We start from the raw sequence: 25,590 nt of genomic DNA on the forward strand, positions 1-25,590 counted from the left end.
ACAGCAGGTGTTGGGGAAAAACAGCATAACATGCAACGCGTCGCCCTTGTAAGCCGCTGCACAAGGGCTGATTTTGCGCTCTTTTGCGACGACGCTGGCATTCTGTTGGGTTGATGTGAGCCTGCTTTTCCGTAACACTGATGCCATGTGTAAACGTTTTCCCCGGAAGCAGGTAAACGCATGTCGACCATTAAGGATGTTGCCAGACTGGCGGGCGTTTCTGTCGCCACGGTTTCTCGCGTTATCAATAATTCCCCTAAAGCCAGTGAAAGCTCGCGTCAGGCTGTAGGCCAGGCAATGGAGCAACTGCAATATCATCCAAACGCCAATGCACGCGCCCTGGCGCAGCAATCCACTGAAACCCTGGGTTTAGTCGTGGGTGACGTTTCCGATCCCTTTTTCGGCGCAATGGTTAAAGCTGTTGATGAGGTGGCAGGACAAACCGGTAACTTTTTGCTGATTGGTAACGGTTACCACAATGAGCAAAAAGAGCGGCAGGCGATTGAGCAATTAATGCGTCATCGCTGTGCAGCGTTGGTGGTTCACGCCAAAAAATTCCTGATGCCGAACTGGAAGTGTTAATGAAGCAAGTACCGGGGATGGTGCTGCTCAATCGGCTGCTCAAAGGCTTTGAAAAACGCTGCATCGCGCTCGACGACCGCTACGGTGCCTGGCTGGCGACGCGCCATCTGATTCAGTTGGGCCATCAAAATATTGCCTTCGTCTGCTCTACTCATACCATTTCCGACGCGGAAGATCGTTTGCAAGGCTATTACGACGCGCTGAAAGAGCACGGTTTGCCGTGTAACGACCGCCTGGTGACGTGGGGCGAACCGGATGAAGTCGGCGGCGAACAGGCAATGACTGAGCTGTTAGGACGCGGCAGAAATTTCACCGCCGTCGCCTGCTATAACGACTCGATGGCTGCCGGTGCACTGGCGGTGCTAAGCGACAACGGCGTACGTGTCCCGGAAGAGATGTCACTGATTGGTTTCGATGATGTGTTGGTGTCACGCTATGTACGTCCGCGCCTTACCACGGTGCGCTATCCGATAGTCACCATGGCGCAGCAGGCCGCAGAACTGGCGTTAGCATTGGCTAACGACCAGCCGCTGCCTGAAGTGACGAATATGTTTAGTCCGACGCTGGTGCGGCGTCATTCTGTCAGCAGGCCCATTTAATCCCGCTGCATATTTCGAACGACAGATGCGTTGGCTGCGTGTGTTCGCCCCGGCCACTTACCTACGTAAGCGCCCGGGGACTTACCCGCTTGCCGCCTCAAGCGACGCGCTCTTTTATTTAAAGGCGCGCAACAATTTCTCTAGCGGCCGCACCAGTGCAATCACCGTTTCATCCTGCAATTGCGCCGCTGCATCCAGTTTGGCATGCATGTCGGCCACGTCGTTGGCACCAAATGCCTGATTACGCGTATAGGCATTCACCAATTCAATTCCCATTTGGCTCAGCTCATTGACCTGTTTGGCGCTGTTTTCAAGCGGCTGCAACATATAACTGGCGCTTAGCAGCGGTTTTAACTGATCGTTGTTATCGTGCCAAATGTGCAACTGCGCACGAATCGCTGCCGCTGCGGATGAATTGGCCCGGTTGGCAATCAGCGCATCCACCTGTTTGTCCAGGGCGCGTACCGCAAGACTTTCTGCTGGCAGCACATCCGCCAGACGATTCAAGGGTTCGTGATAATCATAATGTCCCGCCTGAAATTTCAGATGCTGACGCGTGTAATATTGCGCCGGTTCCAGTGCTTGTGCGAACAGCCGTAGCGGTTGAATATCACTACGATTCGCCAATCGCATCATCTGCTGTTCAGCTTGTGCATGTTGCTGCGTGCCGACTGAGATCGTGGTCCAGCGATCCATAGCTTCAAGGCGTTGATACATATTGTCGGGTTGAGTGACGTCTTTTGCCGACCACAAACGTTCAGCAACCGCAAAAGCACGTGGCCATAATTTGGTATCAATGATGCTGCTGTTAACGTTCTCGGCCCAGAGCGCGGCTTCACCGCCCAACAGGTTTTGCTGCATCTGCTGCATATTCGGCAGCGTTGGGGCGATACCTGCTGGCACTTTCGCCATCCGCTTCCCTTGTGTAGCATAACGCACATTGCCAACCAGCATGTAACCGCTAAGCGCATCTGGCGTGAGCGTCAGGGTCGGTTTAAGAGGCCCCATCCAAGTATCAACCTCAAAGCTCACCTGCTGCGATGAAAGCCAGGTAATGCTCTTCACCATGCGACGCGATTTACCAGCGAAATCGATAAAGCCACGCCAACCCTCTTTGCCCTCGATCAGCGTAAAACTGCCGTCGACGGCCTTGCCTTTGAGGCGTGGCAGAGTAAATGACCAGCTCTGCGCCTGTTCGCCGCTGTGGATCTCATCCTGTGCTTCCAGACCTTGCGGGAAGATTTCATTGCGATAGTGATAATCGGCAGGTTGTGGCTGATCGAGATAAAAACCGGTAGAGAGAATGCCGCGATAATTATCTTTGGCCGCCGCGCCCAGCGCATCCTGGCCTTGCCATGACTGAATTAAAATACTGCGTGGCAGGTCAGGATGATAAATCTCATCCCAACCCACCATTTGACGATGATGCGCTTCAAGAATCTTCTCGACCCGCAGATTGAAGTAAGCCTGTAACGCATGGGCATCTTTCAGGTTATTGTCGCGCATGAACTGCTGAATTTTGCTGGACGCATTCCATTGAGTGGGATCCACCTCATCACCACCAATGTGCAGGTAGGGATCGGGGAAGATCGCCGCCATTTCGCCCACCAGCGTATCGATCACCTGATAAACCTGCTCATTGCTGGGATCGAGCAGCGGCTTAAATACGCCCCAGCCACGCTCCATTTTGTAAGGTCCCGGCGCGCTCATCAGTTCAGGCATCGCCACCGCGATAGCAGAAGCGTGTCCCGGTACATCCAGTTCCGGCACCACACGCACGCCGCGCTCGGTAGCATAGCGCACCACTTCGCGCATCTCTTCTTGGCTATAAAACAGGCCATCGCTGGCCTTCTGTTGCAGCTGCGGATAATGGCTGGATGCAAAGCGCCAGCCCTGATCGTCAGTCAAATGCCAGTGAAAAACGTTCATACGCGCAGCAGCAAGACCATCGATCTGCCGTTTGATGGTTTCAATCGGCATGAAATGACGCGCGCCGTCGATCAGCAAACCACGCCATGGAAAGCGCGGTTTGTCGTGAATGGTGACGTAAGGTATTGCCGTCTCTTTGTCCCCATTTTCAATCAGCTGTAACAACGTTTCCATACCGCGCATCGCGCCGAACCGGGTATTTGCACTGAGCAGCACACCGTCACCGTTGACCTGCAACTGGTAGCTTTCATCGCTGTCCGGTTTAGGGAGCGGGTCAACGGCGCGCGCAATCACCACGCGAATGGTTGGATGCTCAACCGGCTGCGCCGCTGGCAGCAATGGCCAGCCCGTTTGCCGGGCAATGCGCGCCAGCCAACGCGACTCAGCGCCAGCCAGATGATCGCCAGAAATATTCAGCGTCAGCTGTGGCGTCAAACGTAATTTTTCACCGCTGGCAGGCTGTTCAACCTGTTGCGGCCAAGGCATTAAAGACAAGTTTTCGGCAAAAGCGGAGAAGGACAAAGCGCAACAACAGGCAACAAAAGAACGGCGTAACGACATCGGCGGGCATCCTTGTAGAGTCAATGACGAGAAGAGAGCACAAAGGCTTCATTAAAGTTGTTTCGCGGCGTAAATCAAGTGTGTCGCAGAGAAGTGTGAACCTATCCCCGTTTTTAGGCTGCGGACGCCTTTTTCAAAACTGGATATCGCTTCTTTGTTTTCGGTCAAATTGAGCAGTATTATTTCAAGGAAATAACTACATGTAGTGCGTATGCTCCTTAAAAACACCTACATATGGATTCAGGAAGATGGCAACGGTGGTGATAAAACGCGACGGGTGTCGCATTGGGTATGATGCGCAGCGCATTCGTGATGCGGTTGCAGCCGCAGCATTAGCAGTAAAAGTTGATGATGCGGCCTGGTGTGCAGCGGTGGCAGATAACGTCAGCGCGCAGCTGGCAGAACAGCATGAAGTCGATATTCGTGATATTCAGTGTGCCGTTGAGGAAACCTTGATGTGTGGGCCTTATCCGCATCTGGCGCGTGCTTATATTGAGTATCGTCATGACCGCGATGTCGCACGTGAACAACGTGGCAAACTGCATCACGCTATTCGCGGTTTGGTCGATCAGACCAATGCGGCCTTGCTCAATGAAAACGCCAATAAAGACAGCAAAGTGATCCCGACGCAGCGCGATTTGCTGGCGGGGATCGTCGCTAAACATTATGCGCAGCAGCAAATTCTGCCGCGTGATGTTGTGCTGGCGCACGAACGCGGTGAAATTCATTATCACGATCTCGATTATTCCCCTTTCTTCCCGATGTTTAACTGCATGCTGATCGATTTAACGGGCATGTTGAACAACGGTTTCAAAATGGGCAACGCGGAGATCGCACCGCCGAGATCCATTGCCACTGCAACCGCCGTGACCGCACAAATTATTGCGCAGGTCGCCAGTCATATTTACGGCGGCACCACTATCAACCGCATTGATGAAGTGCTCGCGCCGTTTGTGGCGCTGAGCCTGGCGAAACATCGCGCGGTGGCTGACGAATGGCAGATCGCGGAGCCAGAAGCCTATGCGCGGGCACGCACTGAAAAAGAGTGTTATGACGCTTTTCAGTCGTTGGAATATGAAGTCAACACGTTGCATACCGCCAACGGACAAACGCCGTTTGTGACATTTGGCTTTGGTCTCGGCACCGATTGGGCGTCGCGTTTGATTCAGCAATCCATTTTACGTAACCGTCTGGCCGGATTGGGTAAAAATCATAAAACGGCGGTGTTCCCTAAGCTGGTGTTTGCGATTCGTGAAGGCGTTAACCGCCGCGCGGGCGACGTCAATTACGATATCAAGCAGCTGGCGCTTGAATGCGCCAGCAAACGCATGTACCCCGACATTTTGAATTACGATCAGGTGGTTCAGGTCACCGGCTCATTCAAAACGCCCATGGGCTGCCGCAGCTTTCTGGGCGTGTACGAAGAGAACGGCCAGCAGATTCACGAAGGACGCAATAACATTGGCGTAATCAGCCTGAACCTGCCACGCATTGCGCTGGAAGCCCAAGGGGATGATGCGCGTTTTTGGTCGCTGCTGGATACGCGACTGGCGCTGGCGAAACGCGCATTAATGACGCGTGTGGCACGGTTGGAGAAAACCAAAGCGCGCGTCGCGCCGATTCTCTATATGGAAGGCGCATGTGGCGTTCGGCTTAAAGCGGATGATGAGATTGGCCCGATTTTTCGCCATGGTCGCGCATCGCTTTCGCTGGGTTTTATCGGCCTGCATGAAACACTGAATGCACTGAGCGGCGGCGCTCAACATCCTTACGACAGTGCGGCGCTGCGTAACAAAGGCGTTGCCATTATTACGCATATGCGGGCAGCCACAGAAGCCTGGAAAGCCGAAACCGGCTATGGCTTCAGCCTCTACAGCACGCCAAGTGAAAATCTGTGCGACCGTTTTTGCCGCCTTGATGCGGCCGAATTTGGCGTGGTCGCAGGCGTCACCGATAAAGGCTATTACACCAACAGCTTCCACCTTGATGTGGAGAAAAAGGTTAATCCCTACGACAAAATCGACTTCGAAGCGCCCTATCCGGCGTTAGCGAGTGGCGGGTTCATCTGTTACGGCGAATATCCCAATATGCAACACAACCTGAAAGCGCTGGAGGATGTCTGGGATTACAGCTACGACCGCGTGCCTTATTACGGCACCAATACGCCTATCGATGAATGTTACGACTGCGGCTTCAGCGGCGAGTTTAGCTGTACCAGCCGCGGGTTTACTTGTCCGCAATGCGGTAATCACGATCCGGCGCGCGTTTCGGTTACGCGACGCGTCTGCGGTTATCTCGGCAGCCCGGATGCCCGACCCTTTAACAGCGGCAAGCAGCAGGAAGTACAGCGCCGCGTCAAACATCTCGACAGCGGACCGCTGGGATGATGCATATTCATCGCTATTACGACGTCGATGTCGTGAATGGACCCGGCACTCGCTGCACGCTGTTTGTGGCAGGCTGCGAGCATCAGTGTCGCGGCTGTTACAACCAAAGCACCTGGCGGCTCGATTCTGGCGTGCCCTTTAGCCTGGAAATGGAGGAGCGTCTGTTGGCAGATTTAATGGATACGCGCATTCCGCGCCAGGGGTTGTCGCTAAGCGGTGGCGATCCGCTGCATCCGCATAACGTGCCGCACATTCGCCGTCTGGTTAAGCGAGTACGCAAAGCGTGCGCGGGGAAAGATATTTGGCTGTGGACCGGCTATCAAATTGACGAACTGAATGCGTCACAGCGCGAAGTGCTGGATTTTATCGATGTGTTAATTGATGGGCGTTTCATTGAGGCAGAGAAAGATGCCACGCTGCAATGGCGCGGCAGCCGCAATCAACAACTCTGGTATTTACGTTAAGTTGCGCGGAATGTCACCGGATTCAATGACTGTGACGCGCGCTTTTCCCGGTAAAAATGCCTGATCGTGCAGGCATTGCGCGACATCGCGTGCCTGCACCGAACGCCAGTTGCCAGGCAACATAGTGAACAGCGGGGCCATCAGACTTTCACCGCCACGTTTCTTCGACCGCTCACCCAGCAGCAGTGAAGGTCGCACCAGCGTAAGGTGCGGCCAGCCTTGATGACGCAGCGCGTTTTCCATCTCACCTTTTACCCGGTTATAGAAAAACGGCGAGCTACGATTAGCGCCGTGTGCGCTGACCACCAGCATCTGTTTTGCTCCGAGCCGTAAGCCGCTTAATCCGCTATCTACCACCAACGTGTAATCAACGTGTACAAACGCTTCTTTACTGCCCGCCTGCTTGCGCGTGGTACCCAGACAGCAAAATACCGTATCCAGCGAGGCTTCTAGCGGGCCCAAAACATCTGTGAGATCCGCTTCAACGGGATTCACCACTTTACGCATCGCGGGTAATGGCCGCCGCGTGGGCGCGATGATTTCGTCGATGCGTGAATCCTCAATCAACAGGCGTAGCAGATATGACCCCACCAACCCGGTTGCACCAGTCAGTAAAACGCGATTCATCGCATCCCCTTATACATTATTCTACTTAATGACAAAAAGAGTGCTCATATCCCCGGCTTGGCTTGCATTTTCATCATTGCCGACCAGGCTTAATGGGTATGAATATCCTGAGTTATTCAGATTGCAGCAGTGCTGCTGCAGCGTGAAGCACGATGGGTAGAGAATAGCGTAAGTCGCGCTACACACTATTAAGGAGGAATAAATGAGCAAGAAAGTTGCGGTTTTGATCACCGATGAATTCGAAGACTCAGAATTTACCTCACCTGCAGATGCTTATAAGCAAGCAGGTTTTGACGTTGTAACCATTGAGATGCAGGCCGGGAAAACCGTTAAAGGCAAAAAAGGCGAAGCAGAAGTGACAATCGATCGCAGCATCGATGATGTCAGCCCTGCTGAATTTGATGCGCTGCTGCTACCGGGCGGACACTCCCCAGATTCACTGCGCGGCGATGATCGTTTTGTCACGTTCACGAAAGATTTTGTCGCTACCGGCAAGCCGATCTTTGCTATCTGTCACGGTCCGCAGTTGCTGATTAGCGCTAACGGCGTGCGTGGACGCAAAATGACCTCGGTCAAGGCTATCGCCATCGACCTGATTAATGCCGGGGCGGACTTCCATGACAAAGAAGTCGTTGTGGATAATGACAAGCTTGTCACCAGCCGTACGCCTGATGACTTACCGGCGTTTAACCGCGAGTCAGTGCGGATTCTGCAAGCGCTGTAAGCTTATTTCCCTTTCCCGCCAGGGAAAGGGAATTTTCAGTCCAGATTGGCTCGCTGCCAGATAATCTTCTTACCGAATCCCAAGGCATTATCAGTCATTTTCAATTCGTCTAAACGAATCTCCCAAAGCGGTGCGGAAACTTTGCGCGCAACAGGGAAGCGCTTCTGATAAGCCTGACGCGCTATCGATTCAGTCTCATCTTCACTGTTTAATAACGCGATTCGCCCGCGATACTGTACGCCTTTTATCAATAACACCGTTTTAGGTTGACCATTCACGGTGCCCGCCACTTGCGTATTTTTCATTAACAACAAGCCGTGGCGCGTATCTGTCTCCGTCATGATCCAAAAGGCCATGCGCGTTTCATCAAAAACATAAAAACAGTTGGCGCACCATAATTCACTGTCCGCAGTACAGCAGAGAGAAAGAACGTGTTGCTTTTTCAGGTAACGAACCAGATGAGGACGGTCGGACACAAGGCGCTCCATTCAATGCGCAATTCGCCAGATAGCCGCCACGCCACAAGCGCGCTACACTGCCCGGCAGGCATTATTGAGAGAAAATGGGTTATGAATCAGAGCTGGCAGCTCTACATTGTGCGCACTGCCGCAGGCATCCTTTACACAGGAATTACCACTGACGTCATTCGTCGCGTTAATCAGCATCAAAATGGACGCGGTGCTCGCGCCCTGCGCGGCAAAGGTCCTCTTGATTTAGTGTTCCATTGCGAAGCTGGCGATCGTGCCCGAGCATCGCAACTGGAGTATCAGGTTAAGCAGCTGACGCGTCAGCAAAAACTGCTGTTAGTCGCCAGCCAACCTGCCAGCCTTGAGGACTGGTTTAGTTGAAGCGATTAAAGGGTTCGCCGAACTCGACTTGTCCTTCTGCGCCCTCAAAAGCGTCCTCCGCCAGACGGTAGATCTGGAAAGCTGCTTCTGCGCCCTGCCAGCGGCAATGTAGGCCGTGTCGCGCCGCCGGTTCAAAACCAAAGCGGTTAAAAAATGCCGGATCGCCTAGCACCACGACCGCGCTGTAGCCGAACTCGTTGAGCGTATCCAGCCCTTCATAAATCAGCTGCTTGGCGATGCCTTGACCGCGCAAGCTTTCATCCACCGCCAACGGGGCTAAGGCTACCCAGCCACGATCTTCACCTTGCAACGTCACTGGACTGAAAGCCGCATAACCTAAAACCTGACCTTCATCGTCCGTGGCCACTACGCCAAGCGTGAGTAAACCATCTTCGCGTAATGACTGTGTTAATTCCGCTTCGGCGGCGCTCTTGAAGCAGCGTTTCAGTAAACTGTCGATACCTGCTGCATCGACACCAATCTCGGTTCGAATCAACATGTGTCACCTGCGCGTGCCTGAGCGGCTTTTGAGTCCAGTGTCATACCAGCTTCCACAAAAGCAGCAAGCTGCTGCAATCCCGTGCGTAACGGCGTGGGCATGGCGTCAAGTTCAATTGCATCCATTACGTTCTTCACCTCCAGTCCCAATTCTGTATCGCCTTCAATAACCAGTCGGCGTTGAAAAAATAACATATCGGGATCTGCTTTACGTGCTGCCACCAGCAATAAGTCGTTGGCATTGCCCCGAAACCAGACATCCGCTTCGGCATCCTGCAATACCGCCAGTTGGCCATTCTGAATCGTGGTGACCCATGTTAAATTCACATCACCAATTTCGATACCCAGAAAGCGCCCTTCCAGAAAGTTTAACTCACCTTCAGCCAAAGAATGACGAAATTGCCAGTTTAAGAGTTGTTGCAGTAACAACTTTTTAACGAAAAATGGGGTGAGTGATGCAGATAACCCTAAGATTTTTGGTCCTTTTTTGACACAATGCGCATGCAGCTGGCTAAACACACTCTTTACTCCCTTAAAAAATTTTACGTATAGTGCCACATCATGTTGCCCGCGCGTCCGCTCAGATCAATAAAACCCGACTAATAATGCCCAAAAAAACAGCAGCCACGTTGATGATTTAGGGTTTCACTGCCTTAAATCAACATTTTCTCCCGCACGTATGCCTAGACTCGATGCCCATTGCATATCGTGAGGATTGACCATGGAGCTGCTTTGCCCAGCAGGGAATCTGCCGGCAGTACGCACTGCGGTAGAAAATGGGGCTGACGCGGTCTACGTTGGCCTGAAAGATGACACCAATGCACGCCATTTTGCCGGGCTGAATTTCACCGATAAGAAGCTAGCGGAAGCGGCGCGCTATCTTCATCAGCATCGTCGTAAATTGCATGTGGCGATCAACACTTTTGCACATCCCGATGGCGCAGGACGTTGGCAGCGAGCCATTGATGTCGCGGCACAAAACGGCGCAGATGCGTTAATCCTTGCCGACATCGCGACGCTGGAATATGCCACTCAACATTATCCGCAGGTTGAACGTCATCTGTCGGTGCAGGCTTCAGCAACCAACCTTGAAGCGATTCGTTTTTATCATCGCCATTTTAATTTGCATCGTGTGGTGCTACCGCGCGTGCTATCGATTCATCAGGTTAAACAACTGGCACGCAGCACGCCGGTGCCGCTGGAAGTCTTCGCCTTTGGCAGTTTATGCATTATGGCTGAAGGCCGTTGTTATCTTTCATCCTGGTTGACGGGTGAATCTCCCAACAGCGCAGGCGCTTGTTCGCCCGCAAAATTTGTCCGTTGGCAGCAAACTCCTGCAGGCATGGAATCCCGGCTGAATGAAGTGTTGATTGATCGCTATGCGCCTAATGAAAGCGCCGGTTATCCCACGCTGTGTAAAGGCCGCTACCAGGTTGATGAGCAGCTTTATCACGTGCTGGAAGAGCCGACCAGTCTGAACACGCTGGAACTGCTACCCGAACTGCTTAAGGCTGGCGTGGCATCGGTGAAGATTGAAGGACGCCAACGCAGCCCCGCGTATGTGGCTGACGTTGCCCGTGTCTGGCGGCAGGCGATTGACCGCTGTATCGCACAACCCGAACAGTTTGTGGTGGCACCACAATGGATGAATTCGCTGGGTGCACTTTCTGAAGGTACGCAAACCACGCTAGGTGCGTATCACCGCGAGTGGCAATAAGGAGTCGTTATGAAATATGCCCTTGGGCCGGTGCTCTGGTATTGGCCCGCCGATCAGCTGGAAGCGTTTTATCATCAAGCCGCGAGCAGCAGCGCAGAAATCATTTACCTGGGCGAAGCCGTCTGTAGCAAACGCCGGGCCACCTCTTTTTCGGGTTGGATGATGCTGGCGCGCGAGTTGGCAGCAAGTGGTAAACAGGTGGTTATCAGCACGCTGGCGCTGCTGCAATCCCCTTCTGAATTGAAGGAGTTGCAGCGTTATGTCGAAAATGGCGAATTTCTCATTGAAGCGAATGACTTCGGCACGGTGAATATGGCGGCGGAACGCAATCTTCCCTTTGTTGCCGGGCCAACACTCAATATTTATAACACCGACACGCTGCAACTGTTGGTGAAAGAGGGAATGACGCGCTGGTGCATGCCGGTTGAGATGTCGCGTGACTGGCTTTTACTGCTGCTTCAGCAGTGTGATGAGCGCGGTATTCGTCAGCAGTTTGAAGTAGAGATTCTTGGCTACGGCAATCTGCCGCTGGCGCTATCGGCGCGCTGCTTTACTGCACGTTCAGAAAATCGCGCCAAGGATGCCTGCGAAACCTGTTGTATCAATTATCCCAATGGCCGTCGCGTGATGTCACAAGAACGCCAGCAGGTGTTTGTGCTTAACGGCATTCAGACCATGAGCGGCTACTGCTATAACCTCGGCAACGATCTGGTTGGCATGCATAATTGGGTTGATATCGTGCGCTTATCGCCGCAAAACGTCGGTACGCTTTCAGAAATTAAGCGCTTTCGCGCTAATGAAGAGGGCCAGAGTCCATTGCTGCTAGCAAAAGGCAATGACTGTAACGGTTACTGGCGCAAGCTCGCCGGTATGGCATTAACGCCGCAACCCTGAAAGGCACATAGAGGCTATATTTCGGTCAGTGTTAACAGTTTTAATATGGGTAATGATGCGTAATACTGGTTGGAGAAGGGTTTAACGCCTGCGCCATACACTTTGGAGTACCCATGTCTGAGAAAAAACGTCCGCCTTTCCGTATTGGATCTGGCCCCAATTCCGCAAGACGCCACGGCGCGTGACGCTTTCCATAATTCGCTGGCGCTGGCCCGCCAGGCTGAAGCTTTAGGCTTCCAGCGTTACTGGCTGGCTGAGCACCACAATATGACCGGCATTGCCAGCGCAGCAACCGCTGTGCTGATTGGCTATCTTGCCGCGAATACCGAAACACTGCAGTTAGGTTCCGGTGGCATCATGTTACCTAACCATGCGCCATTGGTGATCGCTGAGCAGTTCGGTACGCTCGCTTCACTTTATCCTGGCCGTATAGATTTGGGACTGGGCCGAGCGCCAGGTTCGGATCAGCGGACCATGATGGCGCTGCGTCGCCACCTTTCGGGGATTCATGCTGATACCTTCCCGGAAGATGTACAGGAATTGATCAACTGGTTCGATGCTGAAGAAGGCGAACATCCCGCTGTACAGCCCGTACCCGGTTTAGGGATGAAGATTCCCGTCTGGTTACTCGGTTCCAGCCTGTATAGCGCGCAGCTTTCTGCCAAAATGGGCTTGCCGTTTGCTTTTGCCTCGCATTTTGCGCCCGATCAGTTATTCCAGGCTTTGCATGTTTATCGCGAAAACTTCCAACCTTCTGCGCGACTGGCCAAACCTTACGCGACAGTGTGCATTAACATCGTTGCTGCTGATAGCGACAGCGACGCACGCTTCCTGTTTACGTCGCAGCAGCAGCAGTTTATAAATCTGCGTCGCGGTAAACCAGGTCCGCTGCCTGCTCCGGTTAAGAACATGGATAATCTGTGGTCGCCTTCCGAACAGTATGGCGTGCAACAAGCACTGAGCATGTCTCTGGTGGGTGACGTTGACAAAATACGTCACGGATTAGCAGCCTTGCAGCGTGAAACGCAGGCAGATGAAATTATGGTTAACGGCCAGATTCATGATCCTCAAGCACGTTTGCGGTCGTTTGCCATTGCCATGGAAGCCGCTCGAACCCTGTAATTGTTCTGGTGGTGGCGCTTTTTATTGCCGCTTATTGACGAAAGTTCGGACCGGGATTTTCTCGTTGAAACGCTTGAAGGCTGCTGATGTGCAATGCGCTTTGTTTGCTGGGGAATGAAGCGCTGATCAGAATGATGCTGGATTTTAAAAAAGTCCGCGTCGTCAGCAGGCGACCAGCGCTATTCAGGACGGGTTAAATGCATAAAAAAAGGAAGCCACATGGGCTTCCTTTTTATTGCAACTCAGTGGGCGTTTCCGCCCAGCAAAGTCTTATGCATCACGACGACGTGGTGCTACTGCGGCACCGTCTTCACGACGTGGGCCACGGCTACCTTCACGGTTGAAAGTGCGTCCGCCTGCTTCACGACCGCCAGCTGGGCGCTCGGAAGAGAAACGACGACCGCCTTCACGACCTTCACGGTTTGCACCGGCTGGACCGCCACGACGCTCGCCACCGCCATCACGACCGCCTGGACGACGTTCGCCGCCACGACCTTCGTTTGGCTGTGCATCACCCAGCAACTGCATATTCATCGGCTTGTTCAGAATACGCGTACGAGTGAAGTGCTGCAGCACATCGCCAGGCATGCCTTTCGGCAGCTCGATTGTTGAGTGCGTACCAAACAGCTTGATGTTACCGATGTAACGACTGCTGATATCACCTTCGTTAGCAATAGCACCAACGATATGACGAACTTCAACACCATCATCACGGCCTACTTCGATACGATACAGCTGCATCTCACCGACATCACGACGCTCGCGACGTGGACGATCGCCACCTTCACGGTTTTCGCGTGGACCACGTGAATCACGGCTGTCACGGCGGCCATCACGCTCATCACGATCGCGGAACTCACGACGTGCTGGACGCGGTGCTTCTGGTGGCAGAATCAGTGGACGTTCACCCTGTGCCATTTTCAGCAGCGCAGCAGCCAACGTTTCTAAATCCATCTCATCTTCTGGCTGCATCTTAGCCAGCAGCGCGCGATACAGATCCAGATCGCTGCTTTCCAGCTGCTGCTGAACTTTAGCAGCAAATTTAGCCAGACGACGTTCACCCAGCAGCTCTGCGTTAGGCAGCTCAACTTCTGGAATAGTCAACTTCATGGTGCGTTCGATGTTGCGCAGCAGACGACGCTCGCGGTTCTCAACGAACAGCAGCGCGCGGCCAGCACGACCCGCACGACCGGTACGGCCGATACGGTGAACGTAAGATTCTGCGTCCATCGGGATGTCATAGTTGACAACCAGGCTGATGCGCTCAACATCCAGACCACGTGCAGCAACGTCGGTTGCAATCAGGATATCCAGACGACCATCTTTCAGGCGCTCCAGAGTCTGCTCACGCAGCGCCTGGTTCATGTCACCGTTCAATGCAGCACTGTTGTAACCGCTACGCTCCAGCGCTTCGGCCACTTCCAGTGTTGCGTTTTTGGTGCGCACAAAGATGATAGCGGCATCAAAATCTTCAGACTCAAGGAAACGAACCAGCGCGTCGGTTTTACGACCGTAAGCGGTCCAGTAAGACTGGCTGATGTCCGGGCGCGTGGTCAGGCTTGACTGAATACGCACTTCCTGAGGATCTTTCATGAAGCGTTTAGTAATACGACGAATCGCTTCTGGCATGGTTGCAGAGAACAGAGCGGTCTGATGACCGGCTGGAATCTGAGCCATGATGGTTTCAACGTCTTCGATGAAGCCCATACGCAGCATTTCGTCAGCTTCGTCCAACACCAGACCGCGCAGGTTAGAAAGATCTAACGTGCCGCGTTTCAGGTGGTCCAGCAGACGGCCAGGTGTACCCACAACGACTTGTGGTCCCTGACGCAAAGCGCGCAGCTGTACGTCATAACGTTGGCCGCCGTAAAGGGCCACAACGTTCAGTCCACGCATGTGTTTAGCAAAATCAGTTACAGCTTCAGCAACCTGAACCGCCAATTCGCGGGTCGGTGCCAGCACCAGAATTTGTGGTGCTTTGACGGTTGGATCAATGTTGTTTAACAGCGGCAGAGAAAAGGCCGCGGTTTTACCACTCCCGGTCTGCGCCATGCCTAACACGTCACGGCCCGCCAGCAGGTGAGGAATACACTCAGCCTGGATTGGGGATGGCTTAACATAGCCCATACCGTTCAGTGATTCGAGGATGTCGGCGTTCAGGCCAAGGTCAGCAAAAGTGGTTTGAATATCAGTCATGTAGTACACGTGCCTCTTAGATTGCGGCGGCCAGTCTACATAACTCGTCGTGAAAACTTTCAGTTATTTTCATCAAAAAGTGTGAACCGGCTCAAATTAGAAGTTTTGACGAACAGGAAAGCCCTCACCTATCAAGATGATGACTTTACAGGTTTTTAGGCAATAAAAGTTCGTCAGCTATTGCTGGTCAGATTCTGATAAATCGTCTTGTGCCTGGCCGAGTTGCGCCAGTTCCAACAATGCGTATCGGTGTTCAACAAAGTTATTTACATTGTTGGCCACCGCCAGTTTGAACAACGCTTTCGCGTCGTCCTTCTCCCCAGACTTAGGTAGTACTTACCTAAATAGAAGTTGGTTTCACTGAGATGTTCAGCGAGCGAGGTGTTATCCGTTGCGTCCATCTTGAGACGTTCCATCAGCGTTTTTTCGCTGATATCGCCCAAGTAGAACTCGACAATGTTCCATCCCCATTGATCTCGAACCGCTTTGTCGTAACGCTGTTGCAAAGTTACTTTTGCTTTGTCGACATCCATCTCGCGTTCAACGAGATAAAGCCACAAACTGCGGAAAGGATCGTTAGGATCGTCTTGATAAAACGCCAGCAGATCATCTTGCGCTAACTTGTATCGACCGCCGTAATAGAGGGCGATACCACGGTTTAAATGCGCATAGTTGTAAGTTGGATCAAGCTCAAGTACAGAATCAAACGCTTCATAGGCGGCATCAAAGTTGCCAGCCTGCGTTAAGTATATGCCGAGGTAATTAAATACTTCTGGCATATCCGGTCTTATAGACAGCGCTTGCGAAAAATCGTTTCGCGCTAATGCCCGCAGACCTAAACTATCATACAACACTCCGCGCTCATATAACAGCTGTGCGCGTTCATCATCGGTGAGGGCTCGACTGGCAAGAATTTGTTCCATGCGCGCCAGAATCACTTCTTGCTGCAGTGTGGGCTGTAAAGGTACTGCAAGAACTTCGTTCTTACGCCAATTGGAGTTGCTGCATCCTGCCAGCGTCAAAGCTGTCGCAACAAAACACCAGCGCAAAAAAGGCTTCATTTCCCACTCCCGAATACAAACATTAGGATAACCGTCCTGTCATCCGCCTGCTGCGCACAAGGATTCCCGCCCTCGCGATAACACAAACGCCTCTCCCTGCTAAGCAAGGAGAGGCAAATCAGGAACGTCTTACTCTGCGTCAGGTGTGCTCACAGCTGCAGCTTCTTCAACCTGCGGTTTTGTCTCTGTGGCTTCTTTGATGCTCAGACGTACGCGGCCTTGGCGATCAACTTCCATCACTTTAACGGGCACTTCTTGACCCATCTGCAGATAATCGGTGACTTTCTCAACGCGCTTGTCAGCAATTTGAGAAATATGCACCAGACCTTCTTTACCACCACCGATAGCGACGAAGGCACCAAAATCTACGATGCGGGTGACTTTACCGCTGTAGATACGGCCTACTTCGATTTCAGCTGTAATCTCTTCGATACGGCGAATCGCTTCTTTCGCTTTCAGACCATCGGTTGCCGCGATTTTCACGGTGCCGTCGTCTTCAATTTCAATGGTAGTGCCGGTTTCTTCAGTCAGCGCACGAATTACTGAGCCGCCTTTACCGATGACATCTTTGATCTTGTCTGAACTGATCTTGATGGTGTAAATGCGTGGCGCAAATTCAGAGATTTCAGTACGCGGCGTGCTGATAGCCTGTTCCATCACGCCCAGAATGTGCAGACGCGCACCCTTAGCCTGATTCAAAGCCACTTGCATGATTTCGCGAGTGATACCTTCGATTTTGATATCCATTTGCAGCGCAGTGATACCTTCACGGCTACCCGCTACTTTGAAGTCCATGTCGCCGAGGTGATCTTCGTCACCCAGGATGTCTGACAGCACGACAAATTTTTCGTCTTCTTTAACCAAGCCCATCGCGATACCCGCAACGGCCGCTTTGATCGGTACACCTGCATCCATCAGGGCCAGCGATGCACCACATACAGAAGCCATTGAAGATGAACCGTTAGATTCGGTGATTTCAGACACAACTCGAACGGTGTAAGGAAATCTTCCGCTTTTGGCATAACTGCCAACACACCGCGTTTTGCCAGACGACCGTGACCAATTTCACGACGCTTAGGCGATCCCACCATACCGGTTTCACCTACGGAGTACGGAGGGAAGTTATAGTGGAACAGGAAGCTGTCGGTGCGTTCACCCATCAGCTCATCCAGATTCTGCGCATCACGTGTCGTACCCAGCGTGGCTGTTACCAGCGCCTGAGTTTCACCACGGGTAAACAGAGAGGAGCCATGAGTACGCGGCAGTACGCCAGTGCGCACATCCAGACCACGAATCATATCTTTTTCGCGACCATCGATACGCAATTCACCATTCAGGATGCGAGTACGTACAACGTTTTTCTCGATAGCGTGCAGCAGATCGCTGATTTCACCTTCATCCAGCGTTTCTTCTTCAGCGAGCAGAGCAGCCGTAGTTTCGCTCTTGATCAGGTTAACCTGCTCATAACGCTGCTGTTTTTCAGTGATGCGATAAGCATCGCTCAGGCGAGTTTCAGCCAGAGCTGCAATGCGTGCATTCAGTGAAACGTTTGGCGCTTCTGGCTGCCAATCCCAACGTGGTTTACCTGCTTCAGCAACCAGTGAGTTAATGTTTTCGATAACGATTTGCTGCTGATCGTGGCCAAATACTACGGCACCCAGCATTTGCTCTTCAGACAGGATCTCTGCTTCAGATTCAACCATCAGTACAGCATTCTGCGTACCTGCAACCACCAGATCCAGACGAGATTCTTTGAGCTCATCTGCAGTTGGGTTCAGCACATACTGATCGTTAATGTAACCTACGCGTGCAGAACCGATCGGGCCGTTGAAAGGCAGACCAGACAGCGACAGCGCTGCTGATGCACCGATCATCGCAACGATGTCAGGGTGAACTTGTGGGTTTACAGAAACAACAGTCGCGATAACCTGAACTTCGTTAACGAAACCTTCTGGGAACAGCGGGCGAATCGGGCGGTCAATCAGACGCGCGATCAGCGTTTCGCCTTCGCTTGGACGGCCTTCACGACGGAAGAAACTGCCCGGGATGCGACCTGCTGCATAGGTACGTTCTTGATAGTTTACAGTCAGCGGGAAGAAATCCTGGCCTGGTTTAGATTTTTCTGGCCTACAACGGTAACAAATACCGCAGTGTCATCCATGCTTACCATAACAGCTGCAGTGGCCTGGCGTGCCATCATGCCAGTTTCCAGCGTGACGGTATGCTGACCATATTGGAATTTGCGTACGATCGGGTTCAGCAAAATTAAAATCCTTAACTTCGGGGCAAGCCATCTTTAGCCTGCCATTGATTACCGATCTTCTGTTGCATCCTCGCGACTAATGACAACCTTAACCGCCCATGCGGTAAAGCCTCTCATTAGCCGCGCGAACCTCTGCAATCGAAGATCACTCTAAGCAACAATACATGAGTTTGGCCCGGATTGCTGCGGATTGCTCGAAAAAAGGGGCCATAAAGGCCCCCTTTTCGCGAAACTCGCACAAATCTGATCGTATGGGATGTTCTTTGCAAATTACTGCGCAGCACCTTCGATCAGATTCTTCAGACTTAGCGACGCAGACCGAGACTTTCGATCAGGCTGCTGTAGCGTGCAACGTCTTTACGCTTCAGGTAATCCAGCAGCTTACGACGCTGTGATACCATACGCAGCAGACCGCGACGGCTGTGGTGGTCTTTTTGTGCTCAGAGAAGTGGCCCTGCAGATGGCTGATCTGCGCGGTCAACAGAGCAACCTGAACTTCAGTTGAACCGCTGTCGTTAGCACCACGACCATATTTAGCAACGATCTCTGCTTTAGCTTCTACGCTTAGAGACATAATAAACTCCAGTTAAATGAATGTATGGGTGCCGATCTCTAATTCAGCATCCCGCTTTAAAGCCGCACCATTCTACTCTTCGTCCGATAGCAACGCAAATGCCCTCAGACAAAAACAGGGCGTGGCTTAATCTTGATACTCAACTACCAAACGACGTGGCGCCACGCGCCCGTCATCGGCAATTTCAGCCATGCCGATGAATTTGCGCTCATCACCTTCGTAGACGCGAACCAATCCCGAGGCAGGTGAATTGCTGGCGTGCACAGGCTGGCCCTGCTTGAAATAGGCTGCGGCAGCCAGTGGCAAATTCACTTCAGGAAAATCAGATGCCGGGCTGTCCATCGGTAACAACAGAGGATCAAGCTGCTCTTCTAAGGAAAGACCAGCTTCTGTTGCTGCGGTAGCCAGCGCAGTGAGCTGCTCCAGCGTGACCATTTTCTCAAAGGGATAACGCGCAACCTGTACACGACGCAGCATGATGACATGTGCACCACAGCCAAGCTTTTCACCTAAATCGTCGATAATGGTGCGAATATAAGTGCCTTTAGAACAGTGGATTTCCAGCTCAAGCTCATCATCTTGCCAGCGAATAAACTGCAGTTCGTAAACAGTGATGGGACGTGCTTCACGCTCAATCTCAATGCCTTGACGTGCATATTCATAGAGCGGGCGACCTTGATGCTTCAATGCTGAAAACATTGAAGGTACCTGCAAAGTATCACCGCGGAAACTCTCTAGCGCGCTATCGAGTTCAGACTGACTAAATTTTACTGGGCGCGTTTGCACTACGCTTCCGTCAGCATCCGACGTGTCTGTTCGCTCACCAAGACGAGCAATAACACGATAACGCTTATCGGAATCCAACAGGTATTGAGAAAACTTGGTGGCTTCGCCCAAGCAAATCGGCAGCATACCGGTCGCCAGTGGATCGAGCGCGCCAGTGTGTCCTGCGCGGTTGGCGTTGAAGATACGCTTCACTTTTTGCAAGACATCATTGGAAGAGGCACCTTGCGGCTTGTCCAGTAGCAGAACGCCATGGACATCGCGGCCGCGACGACGAGGACGACTCATTACGCTTCCTCGTCCTCATCCTTTGCATCTGTACCACGACGTTCAACGTCGCTTTTCACTACGCTGCTGACGAGATTCGACATGCGCATCCCTTCGATCAACGAGTTGTCGTAGAAGAAAGTCAGTTCAGGCACGATTCGCAGGCGCATGGCTTTGCCCAGCAGAATACGAATATAGCCAGAGGCTTCTTTTAATGCCTTCAGGCCATTCTTGACCGCTTCTTCATCTTTATCATTGAGGAAGGTAACAAACACTTTGGCATAAGCGAGATCGCGGGAGACCTCAACGCCGGAGACAGTAACCATCATGCCCAGACGTGGATCTTTAATTTCGCGTTGCAAAATCATCGCGATCTCTTTTTGCAGCTCTTGTGACACGCGCTGCGGGCGACCAAATTCTTTCGCCATAATTATTTCTCCCAAATAATTCGGGAGGCCAGCGGCCTCCCAAATTGCATCACATCGTCTATTACTCGATGGTGCGTTTAACTTCAATCACTTCAAAGACTTCAATCATGTCGCCGGTACGTACGTCATTGTAGTTCTTAACGCCGATACCACACTCCATGCCGTTACGTACTTCGTTAACGTCATCTTTAAAGCGACGCAGTGATTCGAGCTCACCCTCGTAAATCACCACGTTGTCACGCAGAACGCGAATTGGATTGTGACGTTTAATGTTACCTTCCGTCACCATACAACCTGCGATAGCGCCAAATTTCGGTGATTTGAACACGTCACGTACTTCAGCCAGACCAATAATCTGCTGTTTGTACTCAGGTGCCAACATACCGCTCATCGCTGCTTTAACTTCATCGATCAAGCTATAGATGACCGAGTAGTAACGCAGATCTACGCTTTCAGCGTCGATGACACGACGTGCTGATGCATCGGCACGTACGTTAAAGCCAAGGATGATTGCGTTAGAAGCTGCAGCCAGCGTTGCGTCGGTTTCGGTGATACCACCCACGCCAGAGCCAACAATCTTCACCTTCACTTCGTCGGTGGAGAGTTTCAGCAAGGAGTCGGAGATCGCTTCCACTGAACCCTGTACATCGGCTTTCAGCACGATGTTCAGCTCGGACACTTCGCCTTCGGTCATGTTGGCGAACATGTTCTCCAACTTCGACTTCTGCTGACGCGCCAGTTTCACTTCGCGGAATTTACCCTGACGATACAGTGCAACTTCACGCGCTTTCTTCTCGTCACGTACAACAGTCGCTTCGTCGCCTGCTGCTGGCACACCAGAAAGACCCAGGATCTCAACAGGAATCGAAGGACCAGCTTCCATCACTTCGCGGCCCAGTTCGTCACGCATCGCACGTACACGGCCATATTCGAAGCCACACAGTACGATATCGCCTTTGTTCAGCGTACCTTCACGTACCAGCACGGTTGCAACCGGACCACGACCTTTGTCGAGGAACGATTCGATAACCACGCCGCTCGCCATACCTTCACGGATAGCGGTTAATTCTAATACTTCTGCCTGCAGCAGAATCGCATTCAACAGATCATCAATGCCGGTACCTGCTTTAGCAGAGACATTAACGAACATGTTTTCGCCGCCCCACTCTTCCGGAATGATTCCGTACTGAGTCAGTTCGTTTTTAACGCGATCTGGATCGGCTTCTGGCTTATCAACCTTGTTCACCGCAACAACAACCGGCACTTTCGCTGCTTTGGCGTGCTGGATTGCTTCGATGGTCTGTGGCATTACGCCATCATCGGCTGCAACAACCAGGATTACGATATCCGTAGCCTGAGCACCACGTGCACGCATTGCGGTAAACGCGGCGTGTCCCGGGGTATCAAGGAAGGTCACCATACCGTTGTCAGTTTCGACGTGATAAGCACCGATATGCTGAGTAATGCCGCCCGCTTCGCCAGAGGCGATTTTGGTAGAGCGGATGTAATCCAGCAAAGAGGTTTTACCGTGGTCAACGTGGCCCATGATGGTCACAACCGGTGCACGAGATTCCTGTGCAGCATCGGTGTCACGATCGTCCATTACCGCTTCTTCCAGCTCGTTCTCACGACGAAGGGTAACTTTATGGCCCATTTCTTCAGCAACCAGCTGAGCGGTTTCCTGATCGATAACCTGGTTGATGGTCGCCATAGCGCCCATTCGCATCATCGCTTTGATGACCAGAGAACCTTTCACCGCCATTTTGTTAGCCAGTTCAGCTACAGTAATGGTTTCACCGATGACAACATCGCGGTTCACGGCCTGAGCTGGCTTGTTAAAGCCCTGCTGCAGAGCACTTGGCTTGCGATGTTTACCGCCTTTACCACCACGAATAGCGGCACGCGCTTCTTCACGGTCAGTTTTGGCTTCAGAATGCTTGTTGCCTTTTTTAGCCGGACGCGTTGCTTTAGCAGTAGTACGCGCACGTGCACGACCCGCTTCAACCTGACGATCATTCTCGTCTTCCGCCTGACGGGCGTGAGTCGAGGTGGTGACGTGATAGTCGCCTTTATCCTCTTCTTCTGGTTTCTCCCATTCGGCCGATTTCTCTTCGGCCAGACGGCGGGCTTCTTCTGCTACGAGGCGGGCAGCCTCTTCGAGTTTACGACGTGCTTCTTCTTCAGCTTTACGCTTAAGTTCGGCAGCTTCTGCTTCGCGACGGGCTTTGTCAGATTGCGCAGCCTTGGTCACGTCATCGGTAGGTTGATTATTCACTTTCTCATTTTCCGCTGCTGCACGTTTGGCCTTGTCAGCGGCTTCGCGCTTGGCTTTTTCTTCGGCTTCACGTTGCGCTTTCTGTTCAGCATCGCGACGGGCTTTTTCTTCAGCCTCGCGTTGCGCCTGCTCTTCCGCTACACGCTGTGCCTCGGCTTCAGCTTCTGCCTGAGCTTGCTCAGCATCTGCATCGCCTTTCACGTATGTACGCTTTTTGCGGACTTCAATTTGCACCGACTTACTTTTACCCCCGGTGCCAGGAATATTCAAGGTGCTACGCGTTTTACGCTGCAACGTCAGCTTGCTTGAACCGGCCTGACCATGCTCACGATTCAAGTGAGACAGTAAGGTTTCTTTCTCGTGCTGGGATACGGCGTCGTTTTCAGACTTAGGGATCCCCGCATCAGCAAATTGCTGTACCAGGCGATCGACCGGAGTCTGAATTTCTGCGGCCAGCGATTTTACGGTTACATCTGTCATGCTGTTCCTTCCTGTTATTACGCGTCATCGCCGAACCAGCAGATATTTCGTGCGGCCATAATTAGCGAGCCTGCTTGCTCATCAGTCATGCCTTCAATATCCGTCAGATCGTCAACACCTTGCTCAGCGAGATCTTCCAGCGTGCAAACGCCTTTTGCTGCCAGGCGATAAGCCAGCGCACGATCCAAGCCCTCAAGATTCAGAAGATCCTCAGCGGGCTCCTGATTACCAAGGCTCTCTTCTTTCGCTAATGCCAGGGTGGTTAACGCATTTTTTGCTCGTTCACGCAGGGCTTCAATGGTCTCTTCGTCGAGGCCGTCAATTTCCAACAGCTCGTCGATAGGCACATAAGCCAATTCTTCCAGCGAAGAGAATCCTTCTTCCACCAGAATGGTAGCGAATTCTTCATCAACGTCGAGATGTTTGGTGAACATATCGATAGCTGCATGTGCTTCAGCCTGATGCTTAGCTTGCAGATCATCGACGGTCATCACGTTCAGTTCCCAACCACTTAATTGGGAAGCCAGACGCACGTTTTGGCCGTTACGGCCGATCGCCTGAGCCAGATTTCCAGCTTCTACAGCGATATCCATGGTGTGATTATCTTCATCAACCACGATTGATGCCACATCAGCCGGAGCCATGGCATTAATAACAAACTGTGCCGGATTGTCATCCCACAGCACGATATCGATACGCTCGCCACCCAGTTCGCTGGATACAGCCTGAACACGCGCACCGCGCATACCCACACAAGCACCTACCGGATCGATACGTTTGTCATTGGTTTTTACAGCAATTTTGGCACGCGAGCCCGGATCACGAGCGGCGGCTTTAATTTCAATCACTTCTTCGCCAATTTCTGGCACTTCGATGCGGAACAGTTCGATCAACATTTCCGGTTTGGAACGCGTCACAAACAGCTGCGCGCCACGCGCTTCAGGTCGTACTGAATAGAGTACGCCACGAATGCGGTCGCCTGGGCGGAAGTTTTCACGCGGCAGCATATCTTCACGCAGAATCACCGCTTCGGCATTGCTGCCTAAGTCTAACGAAATATTGTCGCGGTTAACTTTTTTACCACGCCAGTAATGATTTCGCCTTCCTGCTCGCGGAATTGATCAACCACCATCGCACGCTCAGCTTCACGTACTTTTTGTACGATAACCTGCTTCGCGGTTTGAGTAGTAATGCGGTCAAAAGTAACCGATTCAATCTGATCTTCAACATATTCGCCCAGATTGAATGCTTCGTCTTCGAAGCGGGCCGCATCCAGTGTGATCTCGCGCGTTGGCTGTGTAACCTCGTTTACGATCTCCCAACGGCGGAAAGTATCGAAATCGCCACTTCTGCGATCAATGCTTACGCGCACCTCAATTTCTTGCTCGTACTTTTTCTTGGTCGCAGTAGCCAGCGCGCTCTCCAGCGCTTCGAAGATTTTCTCACGCGGCAGGGCTTTTTCGTTAGAAACGGCTTCTACAACAGCTAAGATCTCTTTATTCATCCTGGTTAGCCTCAATCCGGACTTTTAAAAGTGGGGACCAGGTTCGCTTTCTGAATATTACTCAGCGCGAACACTTCATCTTTACCCTCAACGTTTACCGTGATCATCTCGCCTTCTACAGACTTGATGATTCCCTGCCATTTACGGCGGTTTTGAACGGCCATACGCAGCACCAGAGTCACTTCATCACCTGCATAGCGCTCATAATGTTCAGCGGTAAACAGCGGACGATCGAGTCCCGGTGAGGACACCTCAAGGTTGTAAGGCACGGTAATGGGATCTTCAACATCCATTACTGCGCTCACCTGGTGGCTGACATCCGCGCAATCATCGACATTGATGCCATCTTCACTATCAATATAGATGCGCAGGATTGATGTGCGACTCCGAACGAATTCAATTCCCACCAGTTCGTAGCCCAGTGCTTCTACCGGAGCCGATATCAAATCTGTCAATTTTTGCTCTAATGTGGACAAGCCCACCCCAAGACATAAAAAAAGGGCCTAAAGCCCAGTATTACGATTCGCTAATAACAAAAAACCCCGAAAATTCGGGGCTTTTTATCACTGGACCCTGTATGCCGCGAAGCGCTCGGACCCAATCCAAAAGAATTTTTTAAAATTCGCTGCGAATGCGCCCGTGGATGCATACAGTATATTTGAAAAAGAACTCTAAGGGAAAGTGGTTGCGGGGGCCGGATTTGAACCGACGACCTTCGGGTTATGAGCCCGACGAGCTACCAGGCTGCTCCACCCCGCGTCCGAAAACGTGGCGAATATTACGCCGAACATGCATTAAATGCAAGTA

General features: G+C 52.2%; 18 protein-coding genes, 1 tRNA gene and 5 pseudogenes. 8 read left to right on the forward strand and 16 right to left on the reverse strand.

The window, feature by feature from the left end; translation table 11 throughout:
• Window positions 1–180: 180 nt before the first annotated feature.
• A pseudogene (gene galR, locus KQP84_RS19530) lies at window positions 181–1,181 on the forward strand (HTH-type transcriptional regulator GalR).
• Between the two features lie 114 nt (window positions 1,182–1,295).
• On the opposite strand, the gene KQP84_RS19535 reads toward galR, so the two are convergent.
• On the reverse strand, window positions 1,296–3,671 hold the full coding sequence (locus KQP84_RS19535) for a beta-N-acetylhexosaminidase (protein WP_215847779.1): 2,376 nt from the start codon (window positions 3,669–3,671) through the stop codon (window positions 1,296–1,298).
• 248 nt (window positions 3,672–3,919) lie between these two features.
• Here KQP84_RS19535 and nrdD point away from each other — a divergent pair, with 248 nt between their 5' ends.
• Together nrdD and nrdG are read left to right on the forward strand one after the other, a co-directional pair.
• Window positions 3,920–6,058 carry an anaerobic ribonucleoside-triphosphate reductase gene (gene nrdD, locus KQP84_RS19540; protein WP_215847780.1) on the forward strand — a complete coding sequence of 713 codons (2,139 nt, stop codon included), beginning with the start codon at window positions 3,920–3,922 and terminating at the stop codon, window positions 6,056–6,058.
• A complete protein-coding gene (gene nrdG / locus KQP84_RS19545) occupies window positions 6,055–6,522 on the forward strand; it encodes an anaerobic ribonucleoside-triphosphate reductase-activating protein (protein ID WP_215847781.1) in 468 nt (155 codons plus the stop codon). Before nrdD ends, nrdG begins: the two co-directional genes overlap by 4 nt.
• On the opposite strand, the gene KQP84_RS19550 is transcribed toward nrdG, so the two are convergent.
• On the reverse strand, window positions 6,514–7,149 hold the full coding sequence (locus KQP84_RS19550; protein ID WP_215847782.1) for an NAD-dependent epimerase/dehydratase family protein: 636 nt from the start codon (window positions 7,147–7,149) through the stop codon (window positions 6,514–6,516). The genes nrdG and KQP84_RS19550 overlap by 9 nt on opposite strands.
• Before the next feature lie 202 nt (window positions 7,150–7,351).
• Here KQP84_RS19550 and KQP84_RS19555 point away from each other — a divergent pair, with 202 nt between their 5' ends.
• The gene (locus KQP84_RS19555) at window positions 7,352–7,873 is read left to right on the forward strand and encodes a type 1 glutamine amidotransferase domain-containing protein (RefSeq protein ID WP_215847783.1); all 522 of its coding nucleotides are present in this window, start codon (window positions 7,352–7,354) and stop codon (window positions 7,871–7,873) included.
• A gap of 35 nt (window positions 7,874–7,908) precedes the next feature.
• On the opposite strand, the gene KQP84_RS19560 is transcribed toward KQP84_RS19555, so the two are convergent.
• Window positions 7,909–8,349 carry a YhbP family protein gene (locus KQP84_RS19560; protein ID WP_215847784.1) on the reverse strand — a complete coding sequence of 147 codons (441 nt, stop codon included), beginning with the start codon at window positions 8,347–8,349 and terminating at the stop codon, window positions 7,909–7,911.
• A 93-nt stretch (window positions 8,350–8,442) separates the two neighbouring features.
• Between KQP84_RS19560 and KQP84_RS19565 the strand changes: the two genes are divergently transcribed.
• Window positions 8,443–8,721 (forward strand): GIY-YIG nuclease family protein, encoded by a 279-nt coding sequence (locus KQP84_RS19565; RefSeq protein WP_215848347.1) that lies wholly within the window; start codon window positions 8,443–8,445, stop codon window positions 8,719–8,721.
• Here KQP84_RS19565 and KQP84_RS19570 read toward each other — a convergent pair.
• Window positions 8,714–9,220 (reverse strand): GNAT family N-acetyltransferase, encoded by a 507-nt coding sequence (locus tag KQP84_RS19570; RefSeq protein ID WP_215847785.1) that lies wholly within the window; start codon window positions 9,218–9,220, stop codon window positions 8,714–8,716. The two genes, KQP84_RS19565 and KQP84_RS19570, sit on opposite strands and share 8 nt — an antisense overlap.
• Window positions 9,214–9,738, reverse strand: a complete 525-nt coding sequence (gene ubiT, locus KQP84_RS19575; protein WP_215847786.1) for a ubiquinone anaerobic biosynthesis accessory factor UbiT — start codon at window positions 9,736–9,738, stop codon at window positions 9,214–9,216. The genes KQP84_RS19570 and ubiT overlap by 7 nt, the downstream gene beginning before the upstream one ends.
• A gap of 202 nt (window positions 9,739–9,940) precedes the next feature.
• Between ubiT and ubiU the strand changes: the two genes are divergently transcribed.
• The 3 genes from ubiU (at window position 9,941) to KQP84_RS19590 (ending at window position 12,952) form a co-directional block, all read left to right on the forward strand.
• Entirely contained in the window at window positions 9,941–10,936 is a 996-nt protein-coding gene (gene ubiU, locus KQP84_RS19580) for a ubiquinone anaerobic biosynthesis protein UbiU (RefSeq protein ID WP_215847787.1), read from the forward strand.
• Window positions 10,937–10,945: 9 nt separating this feature from the next.
• Window positions 10,946–11,830, forward strand: a complete 885-nt coding sequence (locus tag KQP84_RS19585; RefSeq protein WP_215847788.1) for a U32 family peptidase — start codon at window positions 10,946–10,948, stop codon at window positions 11,828–11,830.
• Window positions 11,831–11,947: 117 nt separating this feature from the next.
• Complete coding sequence (locus KQP84_RS19590) at window positions 11,948–12,952, forward strand: luciferase-like monooxygenase (protein ID WP_215848348.1); 1,005 nt, start codon at window positions 11,948–11,950, stop codon at window positions 12,950–12,952.
• A gap of 270 nt (window positions 12,953–13,222) precedes the next feature.
• Here KQP84_RS19590 and KQP84_RS19595 read toward each other — a convergent pair whose 3' ends face one another.
• From KQP84_RS19595 to KQP84_RS19645, 11 genes and pseudogenes are all read right to left on the reverse strand, one after another.
• Entirely contained in the window at window positions 13,223–15,148 is a 1,926-nt protein-coding gene (locus tag KQP84_RS19595; RefSeq protein ID WP_215847789.1) for a DEAD/DEAH family ATP-dependent RNA helicase, read from the reverse strand.
• A gap of 16 nt (window positions 15,149–15,164) precedes the next feature.
• Complete coding sequence (yrbN, locus tag KQP84_RS26275) at window positions 15,165–15,221, reverse strand: protein YrbN (protein WP_139810663.1); 57 nt, start codon at window positions 15,219–15,221, stop codon at window positions 15,165–15,167.
• Window positions 15,222–15,325: 104 nt separating this feature from the next.
• Window positions 15,326–16,209 (reverse strand): annotated as a pseudogene (gene nlpI, locus KQP84_RS19605) (lipoprotein NlpI).
• 129 nt (window positions 16,210–16,338) lie between these two features.
• A pseudogene (gene pnp / locus KQP84_RS19610) lies at window positions 16,339–18,472 on the reverse strand (polyribonucleotide nucleotidyltransferase).
• Window positions 18,473–18,777: 305 nt separating this feature from the next.
• Window positions 18,778–19,046 (reverse strand): annotated as a pseudogene (gene rpsO / locus KQP84_RS19615) (30S ribosomal protein S15).
• Window positions 19,047–19,172: 126 nt separating this feature from the next.
• The gene (gene truB, locus KQP84_RS19620; protein ID WP_215847790.1) at window positions 19,173–20,117 is read right to left on the reverse strand and encodes a tRNA pseudouridine(55) synthase TruB; all 945 of its coding nucleotides are present in this window, start codon (window positions 20,115–20,117) and stop codon (window positions 19,173–19,175) included.
• Window positions 20,117–20,524: a 30S ribosome-binding factor RbfA gene (gene rbfA / locus KQP84_RS19625; RefSeq protein ID WP_215847791.1), complete on the reverse strand. Its 408-nt coding sequence runs from the start codon at window positions 20,522–20,524 to the stop codon at window positions 20,117–20,119. The genes truB and rbfA overlap by 1 nt, the downstream gene beginning before the upstream one ends.
• 61 nt (window positions 20,525–20,585) lie before the next feature.
• The gene (gene infB, locus KQP84_RS19630) at window positions 20,586–23,279 is read right to left on the reverse strand and encodes a translation initiation factor IF-2 (protein ID WP_215847792.1); all 2,694 of its coding nucleotides are present in this window, start codon (window positions 23,277–23,279) and stop codon (window positions 20,586–20,588) included.
• Between the two features lie 17 nt (window positions 23,280–23,296).
• Window positions 23,297–24,783 (reverse strand): annotated as a pseudogene (nusA, locus tag KQP84_RS19635) (transcription termination factor NusA).
• Between the two features lie 11 nt (window positions 24,784–24,794).
• The gene (gene rimP, locus KQP84_RS19640) at window positions 24,795–25,259 is read right to left on the reverse strand and encodes a ribosome maturation factor RimP (RefSeq protein WP_215847793.1); all 465 of its coding nucleotides are present in this window, start codon (window positions 25,257–25,259) and stop codon (window positions 24,795–24,797) included.
• A 206-nt stretch (window positions 25,260–25,465) separates the two neighbouring features.
• Window positions 25,466–25,542: transfer RNA gene (locus KQP84_RS19645), tRNA-Met, on the reverse strand.
• Window positions 25,543–25,590: the final 48 nt, after the last annotated feature.

Origin of the sequence: Candidatus Pantoea bituminis (genome assembly GCF_018842675.1) — a bacterium.
GTDB lineage: Bacteria > Pseudomonadota > Gammaproteobacteria > Enterobacterales > Enterobacteriaceae > Pantoea > Pantoea phytostimulans.

What these genes read in the sequence shown, in the direction of transcription:
- KQP84_RS19535 (WP_215847779.1), bottom strand. Translation starts at nt 3,671, where the DNA reads ATGTCGTTACGCCGTTCTTTTGTTGCCTGTTGTTGCGCTTTGTCCTTC.
- nrdD (WP_215847780.1), top strand. Translation starts at nt 3,920, where the DNA reads ATGGCAACGGTGGTGATAAAACGCGACGGGTGTCGCATTGGGTATGAT.
- nrdG (WP_215847781.1), top strand. Translation starts at nt 6,055, where the DNA reads ATGATGCATATTCATCGCTATTACGACGTCGATGTCGTGAATGGACCC.
- KQP84_RS19550 (WP_215847782.1), bottom strand. Translation starts at nt 7,149, where the DNA reads ATGAATCGCGTTTTACTGACTGGTGCAACCGGGTTGGTGGGGTCATAT.
- KQP84_RS19555 (WP_215847783.1), top strand. Translation starts at nt 7,352, where the DNA reads ATGAGCAAGAAAGTTGCGGTTTTGATCACCGATGAATTCGAAGACTCA.
- KQP84_RS19565 (WP_215848347.1), top strand. Translation starts at nt 8,443, where the DNA reads ATGAATCAGAGCTGGCAGCTCTACATTGTGCGCACTGCCGCAGGCATC.
- KQP84_RS19570 (WP_215847785.1), bottom strand. Translation starts at nt 9,220, where the DNA reads ATGTTGATTCGAACCGAGATTGGTGTCGATGCAGCAGGTATCGACAGT.
- ubiU (WP_215847787.1), top strand. Translation starts at nt 9,941, where the DNA reads ATGGAGCTGCTTTGCCCAGCAGGGAATCTGCCGGCAGTACGCACTGCG.
- KQP84_RS19585 (WP_215847788.1), top strand. Translation starts at nt 10,946, where the DNA reads ATGAAATATGCCCTTGGGCCGGTGCTCTGGTATTGGCCCGCCGATCAG.
- KQP84_RS19595 (WP_215847789.1), bottom strand. Translation starts at nt 15,148, where the DNA reads ATGACTGATATTCAAACCACTTTTGCTGACCTTGGCCTGAACGCCGAC.
- truB (WP_215847790.1), bottom strand. Translation starts at nt 20,117, where the DNA reads ATGAGTCGTCCTCGTCGTCGCGGCCGCGATGTCCATGGCGTTCTGCTA.
- rbfA (WP_215847791.1), bottom strand. Translation starts at nt 20,524, where the DNA reads ATGGCGAAAGAATTTGGTCGCCCGCAGCGCGTGTCACAAGAGCTGCAA.
- infB (WP_215847792.1), bottom strand. Translation starts at nt 23,279, where the DNA reads ATGACAGATGTAACCGTAAAATCGCTGGCCGCAGAAATTCAGACTCCG.